14 protein-coding genes and 1 pseudogene are annotated in these 10,110 nt (G+C 67.8%); 2 read left to right on the top strand and 13 right to left on the bottom strand.

The window, feature by feature from the left end; translation table 11 throughout:
* Positions 1 to 948 precede the first annotated feature (948 nt).
* On the top strand, positions 949 to 2,001 hold the full coding sequence (locus AC1DZ6_RS10915) for an alpha/beta hydrolase (protein ID WP_477097204.1): 1,053 nt from the start codon (positions 949 to 951) through the stop codon (positions 1,999 to 2,001).
* Between the two features lie 195 nt (positions 2,002 to 2,196).
* On the opposite strand, the gene moaC is transcribed toward AC1DZ6_RS10915, so the two are convergent.
* Genes moaC through moaA form a run of 5 tightly spaced genes read right to left on the bottom strand, consistent with a single transcriptional unit; the run spans position 2,197 to position 4,972 of the window.
* The gene (moaC, locus tag AC1DZ6_RS10920) at positions 2,197 to 2,667 is read right to left on the bottom strand and encodes a cyclic pyranopterin monophosphate synthase MoaC (protein WP_477097205.1); all 471 of its coding nucleotides are present in this window, start codon (positions 2,665 to 2,667) and stop codon (positions 2,197 to 2,199) included.
* Between the two features lie 13 nt (positions 2,668 to 2,680).
* Positions 2,681 to 3,235 (bottom strand): molybdenum cofactor biosynthesis protein B, encoded by a 555-nt coding sequence (gene moaB / locus AC1DZ6_RS10925; protein WP_477097206.1) that lies wholly within the window; start codon positions 3,233 to 3,235, stop codon positions 2,681 to 2,683.
* An 8-nt stretch (positions 3,236 to 3,243) separates the two neighbouring features.
* The gene (locus AC1DZ6_RS10930; protein ID WP_477097207.1) at positions 3,244 to 3,699 is read right to left on the bottom strand and encodes a molybdenum cofactor biosynthesis protein MoaE; all 456 of its coding nucleotides are present in this window, start codon (positions 3,697 to 3,699) and stop codon (positions 3,244 to 3,246) included.
* Positions 3,696 to 3,935, bottom strand: a complete 240-nt coding sequence (locus tag AC1DZ6_RS10935) for a MoaD/ThiS family protein (protein WP_477097208.1) — start codon at positions 3,933 to 3,935, stop codon at positions 3,696 to 3,698. Before AC1DZ6_RS10935 ends, AC1DZ6_RS10930 begins: the two co-directional genes overlap by 4 nt.
* A 2-nt stretch (positions 3,936 to 3,937) precedes the next feature.
* Positions 3,938 to 4,972 carry a GTP 3',8-cyclase MoaA gene (gene moaA, locus AC1DZ6_RS10940; RefSeq protein WP_477097209.1) on the bottom strand — a complete coding sequence of 345 codons (1,035 nt, stop codon included), beginning with the start codon at positions 4,970 to 4,972 and terminating at the stop codon, positions 3,938 to 3,940.
* A gap of 29 nt (positions 4,973 to 5,001) precedes the next feature.
* Here moaA and AC1DZ6_RS10945 point away from each other — a divergent pair, with 29 nt between their 5' ends.
* Entirely contained in the window at positions 5,002 to 5,610 is a 609-nt protein-coding gene (locus tag AC1DZ6_RS10945) for a nucleotidyltransferase family protein (RefSeq protein ID WP_477097210.1), read from the top strand.
* Between the two features lie 4 nt (positions 5,611 to 5,614).
* Here the strand turns inward: AC1DZ6_RS10945 and AC1DZ6_RS10950 are convergent, their stop codons facing one another.
* The 8 genes and pseudogenes from AC1DZ6_RS10950 to AC1DZ6_RS10985 all read right to left on the bottom strand — a co-directional run.
* Positions 5,615 to 6,034 (bottom strand): hypothetical protein, encoded by a 420-nt coding sequence (locus AC1DZ6_RS10950; protein ID WP_477097211.1) that lies wholly within the window; start codon positions 6,032 to 6,034, stop codon positions 5,615 to 5,617.
* Between the two features lie 68 nt (positions 6,035 to 6,102).
* A complete protein-coding gene (locus AC1DZ6_RS10955; RefSeq protein WP_477097212.1) occupies positions 6,103 to 6,330 on the bottom strand; it encodes a hypothetical protein in 228 nt (75 codons plus the stop codon).
* Positions 6,331 to 6,395: 65 nt separating this feature from the next.
* Positions 6,396 to 6,743, bottom strand: a complete 348-nt coding sequence (locus tag AC1DZ6_RS10960; RefSeq protein WP_477097213.1) for a hypothetical protein — start codon at positions 6,741 to 6,743, stop codon at positions 6,396 to 6,398.
* Between the two features lie 72 nt (positions 6,744 to 6,815).
* Positions 6,816 to 6,953, bottom strand: a complete 138-nt coding sequence (locus tag AC1DZ6_RS10965; RefSeq protein WP_197026697.1) for a hypothetical protein — start codon at positions 6,951 to 6,953, stop codon at positions 6,816 to 6,818.
* A gap of 5 nt (positions 6,954 to 6,958) precedes the next feature.
* Positions 6,959 to 7,219 carry a hypothetical protein gene (locus tag AC1DZ6_RS10970; RefSeq protein WP_477097214.1) on the bottom strand — a complete coding sequence of 87 codons (261 nt, stop codon included), beginning with the start codon at positions 7,217 to 7,219 and terminating at the stop codon, positions 6,959 to 6,961.
* Positions 7,220 to 7,340: 121 nt separating this feature from the next.
* Positions 7,341 to 7,523 (bottom strand): annotated as a pseudogene (locus tag AC1DZ6_RS10975) (response regulator transcription factor); the annotation flags it as partial.
* A 133-nt stretch (positions 7,524 to 7,656) separates the two neighbouring features.
* On the bottom strand, positions 7,657 to 9,852 hold the full coding sequence (locus AC1DZ6_RS10980; RefSeq protein ID WP_477097215.1) for a xanthine dehydrogenase family protein molybdopterin-binding subunit: 2,196 nt from the start codon (positions 9,850 to 9,852) through the stop codon (positions 7,657 to 7,659).
* A partial coding sequence (locus tag AC1DZ6_RS10985) for a 2Fe-2S iron-sulfur cluster-binding protein (RefSeq protein ID WP_477097216.1) occupies positions 9,849 to 10,110 on the bottom strand: 262 nt, incomplete at its 5' end. The genes AC1DZ6_RS10985 and AC1DZ6_RS10980, both read right to left, overlap by 4 nt.

The following is a 10,110-nucleotide window of genomic DNA, read 5'->3' on the forward strand; positions in this document are numbered from 1 at the left end:
CGATCGACGTTTCCCCTCAGGCGGGCAGGATCAAAGTCGCCCGGAAGGGGCCGTCGGCGACTCCGACTGATCCTCGAACAGGCCGGTTTGAACTCCCAGCCCCGTCAACCCGCCTGTCCCGCCATCGCCCCCGCCCGACATGAGAGCCTTCTGAGCCCCGCCGCCAGACGCGATCCGATCGCCAAGGCCAGGCGGCCCCGCTCGGTTCCATCTCCATCGCCTGCTTGGGCCGGTACCAAGAGCCCTCCCCGTGATGGTGACCTGTTCAGTATGCGGCCGGTTTCAGCGCCGAGGGGATGTGACGCTGATTATTTTTCAAGGTTTTGGGATCGTTGGGGTTTTTCGCGGCGGCGGCGGGGATAGAGGCGGCTCAATCCCCTGAAATCACCCTCTCCCATGGGGAGAGGGAGGGGCCCAAGCGAAGCTTGGGAGGGTGAGGGGGTAAGAYGTCGGACGGCGTGCCGGCAGGGCGTCGGTGTGAAACCGGACAGGGTGTAACCTCTCACCCTCCCACCGCTWCGCGGCGGGCCCCTCCCTCTCTCYAWGAGAGAGGGTTCAAGCGTSCGCSCCCTCCGGCATCACCCCTGCCGCCCTCCGCCAACGGCGCGGCCCCATCCGAGGCGGATGGGCGGCATGCGTCAAGCAGACGTTCTGAAAGTCAGACAAGGGTGGTTGCCGGACGCCTCCTCGAGTCGCTTTGGCAGACGGTCTCGCTCGCCTCCAGCAAACCAACCTCTAGCTTGGGGCGCGGCGGGCTTGCAGGCGCGAAGCGTCTTGAGATGAAGGAAACCAGGACACTCCAGGCATGAATTTTACGCATGGCTCCCCAGAGTTTACGTCGATTGTCGGCTCTCGCCATAAGGCCTTCAATGCAGACATTGCTGAGGTCAGGCGCCCTGGGCCCGATGAACGCTCGTCGCCGACGAAGTGTCGGAGCCAATCAAAATCATGAGATTCTTCATCCGCGTCGCGCTGACCACCACTGTGCTGCTTGGCGTCAGCGGTCTCGCTCTGCAGCTGGCGCATTGCTTTGCCGGTCAACTGCCTCCCCTCTCGTTGGAGACCCCTCGGGCAACAGCGGCGCTCGACGCGTGGCCTGTCGGCGATACGGAGCGGGTTTGGTCAGCGCCCCATGGCCTGGTCCAGGAGCCTGTCTGGCCTGGCGAGCCCCCGAACATGGTCGGCGCGCAATCCGATCCAGAAAGCGTGCGCGTCGCCAAGACGCCCGACGCGCTCACGGGCGATCGATCCGAAACGGTGCTCAACGTTAGTCGTCCGACCATGACGATCTATCCGCCCAAGGGACGCAATACGGGCGCCGCCATCATCGTATTTCCCGGCGGCGGTTTTCGTGTGGTGGCGATCACGTTGGAGGGGACTGAAGTCTGCGATTGGATCACGGCACGGGGCGTGACGTGCATCCTGTCTAAGTATCGGGTGCCCGGCAGCAACCACTACTGGAACCCCCAGTGCCGCTGCGTCATTGACCCCAAGCCGCCCCGCGCGCTCCAGGACGCGCAACGAACGATCCGCCTCGTCAGGACGCGAGCTGCCAGCCTGGGCGTTGATCCGCACAAAATCGGCGTCATGGGCTTTTCGGCTGGAGGGTATCTGGTGGCCCAGACCAGCAACATCTTCGAGTCTAGTTACGCGCCGGTCGATGGGGCAGACCGAGTTAGCAGCCGCCCTGACTTCGCCATCGCTTTCTTTCCTGGGCATCTCTGCCGGAATGGCGACTTGGATCCCGGCATACGGGTCACCGAACGCACCCCACCGACCTTCTTACTTCAGTCCTGGGACGACCCAGTAGATCCCATCTGTAACAGCACACTGTATGCCCGAGCGTTGAATGACGCGAACGTATCGGCCGAAGTTCACCTATTCGCCCATGGCGGTCACGCTTTCGCGCTAAGGCGTAACCATTCGCCCGACACAGTCTGGCCCAGCCTGCTGGAAAACTGGCTGGCTCAGATCGGCATGCTGTCCAATCCGCCACGGTAGCCCTGCCATTGCTTTATTCATCTAGGCTTGAGCTTGGCCAAGCTTTTGAATGTCGGCGTTTCGCCCGACCATCAGGGTCAGTTACGGGTGGATGGTCCTTCTGCCGGACACTCCCTCTCTCGAAGAGAGAGGGCGTTTATGAGCGTCCGCTCAGGGTCGAAAGCCGACGCTTGCGGACACGCCCGGGTCGAACCCCTAGTCCGCCCGCCAGTCGCCGGACTTGCCGCCGGTCTTCTCGACCAGGCGCACGGTCTCGATGACCATGCCCTTCTCGGCGGCCTTGAGCATGTCGTAGATCGTCAGGCAGGCCACCGAGACGGCGGTCAGGGCCTCCATCTCGACCCCCGTCTGGCCCTTCAGCTTGACCCGGGCCATCACCGCCATCCCGCCCTCGGCCGGCTCGACCGAGACCTCGACCTTGGACAGCGCCAGGGGGTGGCAGAGCGGGATGAGGTTTGATGTTTGCTTGGCCGCCATCACCCCGGCGATCTCGGCCACCGCGCGCACGTCGCCCTTGCGGCCGGTTCCGGACACGGCCAGCTCGAGGGTCGAAGGGCGCATCCGCACGAAGCCGACGGCGATCGCCTCACGGACCGTCTCGGCCTTGTCGGAGACGTCGACCATGCGGGCGCGGCCCTGGTCGTCGATGTGGGTGAGACGGGTCACTGTTCCAGCAGTCCTATTGCTCTAGGAGTCGGGGCATCAGTTCGACCATGTTGCAGGGCTTGTGGCGACTGTCGAGCTGGGCCGAGATGACCTTGTCCCAGCCGTCCTTGACCGCGCCGTTGCTGCCCGGCAGGCAGAAGACGAACACCCCGCCGATCAGGCCGGCCGTGGCGCGGCTCTGCAGGGTGGACAGCCCCACCGAAGCGTAGCTGACCAGGTGGAACACCACCGAGAAGCCGTCGATCTTCTTGTCGAACAAAGGCTCCAGGGCCTCGACCGTGACGTCGCGGCCGGTAAGGCCGGTGCCGCCGGTGCTGACGACGGCGTCGACCTGACCGCCGGCGATCCAGTCGCGCACGGTCTGGCGGATCGTCTCGATGTCGTCTCGGACCACCGCCCGCCCGGCCAGTTCGTGGCCGGCGGCCTTCACGCGGTCGATCAGCAGCTGGCCGGAGGTGTCGCTGGACTCGTCGCGGGTGTCCGACACGGTCAGGATCGCCACGCGCACCGGCTTGAACGGAAGCTCCGGCTTGACGCCGCCGCCTGGGGTGAGACCGGTTGCCGACATGCTCTCTCCTAATCCCAGCGCTCGGCGTCGGTCCTATCCTGAGCCGTCGGCTCGATCCAGCGGTCGCCGTCCGGGCCGTGCTCCTTCTTCCAGAAGGGCGCGCGGCTCTTAAGGTAGTCCATCAGATAGTCGCAGGCCTGGAACGCCGCGCGGCGATGGCCGGCGGCCGTGGCCACGAAGACGATCGCCTCGCCTGGCGCGACCCGCCCCACGCGGTGGACGATGCGATAGTCGTGCAGGCCGAACCGCGCCTTCGCCTCTTCGGCGAAGGCGGCGATCGCCGCGTCGGTGAAGCCGGGATAGGCCTCCAGCTCCAGGGCCACGGCCTGGCCCTGCTCGGCCCGCGCCAGGCCGACGAAACTGGCCACCGCGCCGGTCTCGTCGCGGCCGGCGCAGAAGGCGGTCAGCAGGGCGCCGGGCTCGAAGGCCTCGGCGGTCAGGCTGACGGATGGAACGGTCGTCATCCGCCGCTCATCGGCGGCAGAAAGGCCACCTCGGTCGCGGCGACCAGGGCCGCTTCGCCCCGGACGATGGCCTTGTCGACCGCCACCTGCACGCCGGGGCCGCCCAGCGCTTCGGCCAAGCCCGGATCGTCGGCGGCCAGGGCGGCGTGCAGAGCCGCCAGGGACGCGGCCTCGACCGAGCGGTCGCGCCAGCCGGCCTGATCGGCCAGGCGTCCAAACAGCAGCACTCGGGCCATGACTAACCGCCCGTCGTCGACATGTGGCGCGCCACGGCCGGCCGGGCGGCGTCGATGTGGAAGTCGTGGCCCTCGGGCTTGGCGCCGATGGCCGCGAAGATCGCCCGCTCCAGTCCCGCCTCGTCGGCCCCGCTCCGGATCACCGCCCGCAGGTCGCTGGCGTCGTCGCGGCCGAGGCAGGTGTGCAGCGTGCCGGTGCAGGTCAGGCGGACCCGATTGCAGGCCTCGCAGAAATTGTGGCTCAACGGGGTGATCAGGCCCAGCCGCCCGCCGGTCTCCTCGACCCGGACATAGCGGGCCGGACCGCCGGTGGCGTAGGCCAGGTCCGTCAGGGTCCAGAACGAGGCCAGGTCGCGGCGGACGTCCTTCAGCGACAGGTACTGGTCGGTGCGGTCCACATCGACCTCGCCCAGCGGCATGGTCTCGATCAGGGTCATGTCGGCGCCCAGGCCGTGCGCCCACTGGATCAGGGCCGGCAGTTCGTCGGCGTTGTCGTGCTTGAGGGCCACGGCGTTGATCTTGACCTGGATGCCGGCGGCCAGGGCCGCGTCGACCCCGGCCAGCACCTTGGACAGGTCCCCGCCCCGGGTCAGCTTGCGAAACAGATCGGGCTTGAGCGTGTCGAGCGAGACATTGATCCGCCGCACGCCGAGCCGAGCCAGGTCGACGGCATGGCCCGCCAGCTGGGTGCCGTTGGTGGTCAGGGTCAGTTCGTCCAGGGCGCCGCTCGCCAGGTGCCGCGACAGCCGCTCGACCAGGGTCATGATCCCCTTGCGGACCAGGGGCTCGCCGCCGGTCAGCCGCAACTTGCGTACGCCCAGGCTCACGAAGGTCGAGGCCAGGCGATCCAGCTCCTCGAGCGACAGAACCTCCGCCTTCGGCAGGAAGGTCATGTGCTCGGCCATGCAATAGGTGCAGCGCAGGTCGCAGCGGTCGGTGACCGAGACGCGCAGATAGGTCACCGCGCGACCGAAGCCGTCGATCAGGCGTGGAGAACGGATGACCGCTTGCGCGGGGCTGGCGTCATAGGGCGTCATGTCTGTCTGTAAGATAGGCGCGAGACGGCATGGCGGAAAGAAAAAGCGCGCGGTGCGACGCCGTGATCCTGGCGGCGGGGTCCGGGCGCCGCTTTGGCGGGCGCAAGCTGGTCGCCCCGTTCGACGGTCGGCCGCTGCTGGCGGGCGCCCTGGACGCCGCCTTCGCGGCCCCCGCGCGCCGGGTGCTGCTGATCACCGATGGCGATCCGGATCTCGCCAGGATCGCCCGCGACCATGCCGGGGCGCTGGGGCGCGGCGACGATCTCGACATCGTCGTGGCCGCCGACGCCGGCGACGGCATGGGCGCTTCCCTGCGGACGGCCATCGAGGCCTTGCCTCCGGATTCGGTGGGCGTCTTCGTGTTCCTCGGCGACATGCCGCGCATCCCGCCCGGCCTGGCGCGAGACCTGGCCCGCTCGCTCGTCCCGGGCGTCGACGCCGTCGCGCCGCGCTTCGCGGGGCGGCGCGGGCATCCGGTGCTGTTCGGAAGGGCTTGTTTTCCCGCCCTGCGAGCGTTGGGCGGCGACGTCGGCGCACGCGAGGTGCTTGCCGCGATCGGCGAACGGCTGGCCCTGGTCGAAAGCGCGGCGGCCGGCGTGCTGTTCGATGTCGATCGTCCCGAGGACCTTGCCCGCTAGACGATCAGGACGGCGCGTGGCGCCGGCGCTCGGCGGTCCAGGTCCCAAACGCGACGCAGGCCAGGAGCCCGTAGCTCCAGACCGCCATGCTGGCCCTCAGGGTGTTGATGGTCACCCGAAGATCGATCATGACCGCGACGTGGGAGGCGACGATGATCGCCAGGAAGGCCGAGGCGACGATCGTCCAGAGCCGGCGGGTCCGCATCGAGATCCAGATGAAGATCACCATGGTCGAGATGTCGATCGCCAGGACGCCGTAGTCGGCGTTGATGGTGTCGCGGCTTTGGATCAGCAGAGACCCCAGCCAGGAGGCCAGAAGCGCCGCGCCGCTCCAGCGCGCGGGCTGATCGCCGCGCCACATCGCCAGTCCACAAATCAGGACGGCCAGGATCAAGGAAACAAGTGTGTGGATCTGCAAGGTCATGGCGCCCGATTAAGATCGGGCGCCACCATGCCTCAGACGCGAATCCCAGAGAAGCAACCTCAGGTCGGTCAATGCCGGGTCCGACGGCCTTCCCACAGGATTGTCTTCACTTCCTCGATGATGCTCAGCGCGCCGTCGGTGTCGCCGGCTTCATCGAGAGCGACCAGTTGGGGCATCAGCACCGACAGGATCCGGCGCTGCACCGGCCCGAGGGTGCGCAGATGTTGACGGAATTCATTCAGCTCATCGGCCGTGGAATCCTGCTGCTGCGGCTGGACGATCTGTGCGGTGCTCATTGCAGGTCATCTCTCATGGGTCGAAGGACGGCTGGCGCCGTGGACGGACGAGGGGAAAACCGGGATCAGGCGGCGAGACCGCCGGGGACGGCATGCAGTCCGCTGGTGCGCGGCGTTTCCGGTCCCTTGTCGAGATCGCCGACCGCCAGGGCGCCGCAGCCGATCTGGGTGCGAACATTGGCCAGGGCGCTGTGGGTCTCGATGATGGTCCGACGGGCGGAAACGATGTGGGCCAGGGTCTCGCCGAGATTGGCGACGGCTTCCTGCCCGATCACGGCCGACAGGCGCGTCTCGAGCCGGAGGGAGGGCAGCAGGCCCATCAGTTCGGCGGTTTCGCGCAGGGCGGCGTCGATCGCGGCTTCAGCGCGCATCAACTTTTCAGCGCCGGCTCGGGCGGCTTCGGTACGTTTCATGGCATGACTCTCCCGGTCGCACGGGTCCCCCCCGCACGTTCAAGTCGATGAAATGTTTCTGGAAATTCGGCGTCAGTGCGCCGGAGGCGGGCTCCAGCCCTCGCGGAACCGCTGAAGGGCGTAGAGGAATTCATGGGCGCCCATCGTGACCGTCCCGAGCAGGATTCCGCCCAGGGTGGCGACCGCGAGGATCAGACCCAACCACTGCAAGGGCGTCAGGTCATCGCGCCAGCTCCTTCCATACGAAGCGGCGTGTCGTCCGCCAGGAAGGCCGTCGCGGCCAGCACTCTCAGGAGCAGCTTGCCAGGCGGATCGCCCGCCGCCTGCGCCTTGCGCAGCGCCGAGACCGTCTCCTCCACCAGTCGCCCCCGTTCCGGCGTTCCCGCCATCAGGGTCAGGCCCTCTTCCAGGGACTGCCAACTTGCGATGAAGAAGGCCGAGGCCGGGTTCGGAGTGTTCGCGGAAGATTTCGTCATGGCTGCTCTCGCTGTTGAAGCGAGAAGAGACCTCTGACCGGGCCGTGGCTAGCTCGGCCGATTGCCTACGGTAGTCATTACCGGGGTCGGTTTCCCAGGCGATGAACGCCAAGGCGGCGTCGCGGCGGTTCAGACCGGCCAGGCGGCGCCGTGCGCTGAGCACGTGCATCTCGACGGTCTTGGGCGAAAGCCGCAGCAGGCGGGCGATTTCCTTGGACTGTCGATGCTGAGCGATAAGCCGCAGAATCTCTCGCTCGCGAGGAGTCAGCCGCTCGAAGCTCAGGTTGTCGCCGGAGTCCACCATGCCGCTAAAATGGTTCGGCGCTCGCCTTACGTCCAGCAAGACTTGACTGATCGCGTCACCAGAGGGCGCGTTACGTCAAAACCGCATCGAATTTCGCTACGTCCAGCGCTCTCTATTATCGATTGTGAGGCTCTCAGGCCGGGGCGCGAACGAAGGGCAGGCGGCTGGTCGGGATTTTGGAAATCGCCAGCAGCGCGTTGGCCACCGCCGGGGCGATGACCGGCGTGCCCGGCTCGCCCACGCCCGTCGGTGGATTGCCGGACGGCACGATGTAGGTCTCGACCGTCGGCGCCTCGTTCATCCGCAGCACGCGGTAGGTGTCGAAATTGCTCTGGTCGACACGACCGTCCGTCAGGGYGATCTCGCCGTACAGCGCCGCCGACAGGCCGTAGCAGGTTCCGCCCTCCATCTGCGCGGCGACCTGGTCAGGCGAGACGGCCACGCCGCAATCGATCGCCGTGACCACCCGGCCGACTCGGGGCTGGCCGTCGACGAGCTTGACCTCGGCGACCTGGGCGACCACCGAGCCGAAGCATTCGTGCACCGCCACGCCGCGCGTGAAGCCGGCCGCCGGCGTCGGGCCGGCCTTCTCGACCGCCAGGTTCAGAGCCGCCAGGTGGCGCGCGCCGTCGGGGCCGATCTTGGCGTAGAGCGTGCGGCGATAGTCGACCGGGTCCTTGCCGGCCTTCAGCGCCAGCTGGTCGATGGTGTGCTCCATGACRAAGGCGGTGTGGGTCGCGCCCACCGATCGCCACCACAGGACCGGCACGCCGCCCTCGGGCGTGGCCAATTGGGCGTCGACGATCGGCGTCGCCTTCAGATAGGGCGAGCCCGACGTCCCCTCGATCGCGGTCTGGTCCGGCCCCTTCGAGGGCATCGGCGCGTCCTTCATGATCGACTGGGTGACGATCCGGTGGCGCCAGGTCGCTGGATACCCGTCCTTGTCCAAGGTCACCCGCACGGCGTGGTGGACCAGCGGCCGGAAGTAGCCGGCGCGCATGTCGTCCTCGCGGGTCCAGATCAGCTTCACCGGTCGTCCGTGGCCGACCTTCTGGGCGATGGTCACGCATTCGGCCACGTAGTCGGACTGAAAATTGGCCCGCCGTCCGAAAGAACCGCCGGCGTAGAGGGTCTCGATCTCGACCGAGCCCGGCAGGGTCTTGACGACCTTGGCGGCGTTCATCTGGTCCAGGGTCTGGGCCTGGGAGCCGTGGATCAGCTTGACCTTGCCGCCGTCGACCACGGCGACGCAGTTCATCGGCTCCATGGTGGCGTGGGCCAGGTAGGGGAAGTCGTAGGTGGTCTCGAAGACCTGGGCCCCCTTTCCCGCCGAAGCGGCCGCGGCGTCGCCCTTGGAGTCGAAGGCCTGCCATTTCAGGTCGGCGGGGCCCTTGCCGGCGGCGATGTCGCGCCATTGCTGGGCGATGGTCTCGGAGCTTCGGGTTTCGGCCTTGGCTTCGTCCCACTCGACCTTGAGGGCCTCGCGGCCCATGCGGGCGGCGTAGGTGGTGTCGGCGACAACCGCGACTCCGGTCGAGATCTCGTAGACGTCGACCACCCCCGCCACCTGCTTGGCGGCGTCGGCGTCGAAGCTCTTCACGTTCGCGCCGAACCGGGGCGGGTGGGCGACCATCGCCACCAGCATGTCGGGCAGCTGGACGTCCTGGGTGTAGCGGGCCGAGCCGTTGGCCTTGATCAGGCTGTCCTTGCGACGCGCCCGATCGGTTCCGATCAGGGTGAAGGTCTTGGGGTCCTTCAGGGTCGGGTTCTCGGGCGGCGTCACCTTGGCGGCGTCGGCGATCAGCTCGCCGAAGCCCGCGCTCCTGCCGCTGGCGTGGCCGACCATCCCGTCCTTGACGGTGACCTGGCCGACCGGGACGTTCCACCGGGTCGCCGCGGCCTGCACGAACATCGCCCGCGCGCCGGCCCCGGCCTTGCGCAGCTGCTCCCACGAGTTGGAGATCGCCGACGAGCCGCCGGTCAGCTGGATGCCCGCGTTGCTGTTGGCGTAGAGCTTGGCGTTCGCCGGGGCGTGGACCACCTTGACCCGGTCCCAGTCGGCGTCCAGCTCTTCGGCGACGATGGCCGCGAGGCCGAAGTGGCTGCCCTGGCCGAATTCGATGTGCTTGGACAGCACGGTCACCGCACCGTCCGGATCGAACTGGATGAACGGCCCGAAAGCCCCGGGCTCGACCTTCGACCCGGCGCTCATCAGGTCGGCGGGCGAGCAGCCGACCAGCAGGGCGCCGCCGACCAGCGTCGCCCCGACCACGACGTCGCGACGGCTGACGGCGTCCTGGCGCCGCAACTTCTCGAACGGCCCGTTCATTGACCCAGCCCTCGGCCGGTCGAGCCCGAGGCGGCGGCGATCTCTTCGTCGATATCGTTCGAGGCCGCCGGCTTGCCGCCGCCCTGGGCGGCGGGCGCCGCGACCACTGGGGCCGCGACCAGACCGGCGGCGTCCTTGATGGCGGCGCGAATGCGCTGATAGGTGCCGCAGCGACAGATGTTGCCGCTCATGGCGTTGTCGATGTCCTCGTCGCTGGGCGACTTGGTCTGGGCCAGCAGGGCGGCGGCCGACATGATC

Source organism: Caulobacter sp. P1_B12_2 (genome assembly GCF_056406675.1).

Bases quoted from the DNA above. Each gene is read 5' to 3' on its own strand.
- AC1DZ6_RS10960 (WP_477097213.1), bottom strand. From the start codon at position 6,743: ATGAAACGTACCGAAGCCGCCCGAGCCGGCGCTGAAAAGTTGATGCGC.
- AC1DZ6_RS10955 (WP_477097212.1), bottom strand. From the start codon at position 6,330: ATGAGCACCGCACAGATCGTCCAGCCGCAGCAGCAGGATTCCACGGCC.
- AC1DZ6_RS10945 (WP_477097210.1), top strand. From the start codon at position 5,002: ATGGCGGAAAGAAAAAGCGCGCGGTGCGACGCCGTGATCCTGGCGGCG.
- AC1DZ6_RS10935 (WP_477097208.1), bottom strand. From the start codon at position 3,935: ATGGCCCGAGTGCTGCTGTTTGGACGCCTGGCCGATCAGGCCGGCTGG.
- AC1DZ6_RS10930 (WP_477097207.1), bottom strand. From the start codon at position 3,699: ATGACGACCGTTCCATCCGTCAGCCTGACCGCCGAGGCCTTCGAGCCC.
- moaB (WP_477097206.1), bottom strand. From the start codon at position 3,235: ATGTCGGCAACCGGTCTCACCCCAGGCGGCGGCGTCAAGCCGGAGCTT.
- moaA (WP_477097209.1), bottom strand. From the start codon at position 4,972: ATGACGCCCTATGACGCCAGCCCCGCGCAAGCGGTCATCCGTTCTCCA.
- AC1DZ6_RS10970 (WP_477097214.1), bottom strand. From the start codon at position 7,219: ATGACGAAATCTTCCGCGAACACTCCGAACCCGGCCTCGGCCTTCTTC.
- AC1DZ6_RS10950 (WP_477097211.1), bottom strand. From the start codon at position 6,034: ATGACCTTGCAGATCCACACACTTGTTTCCTTGATCCTGGCCGTCCTG.
- AC1DZ6_RS10915 (WP_477097204.1), top strand. From the start codon at position 949: ATGAGATTCTTCATCCGCGTCGCGCTGACCACCACTGTGCTGCTTGGC.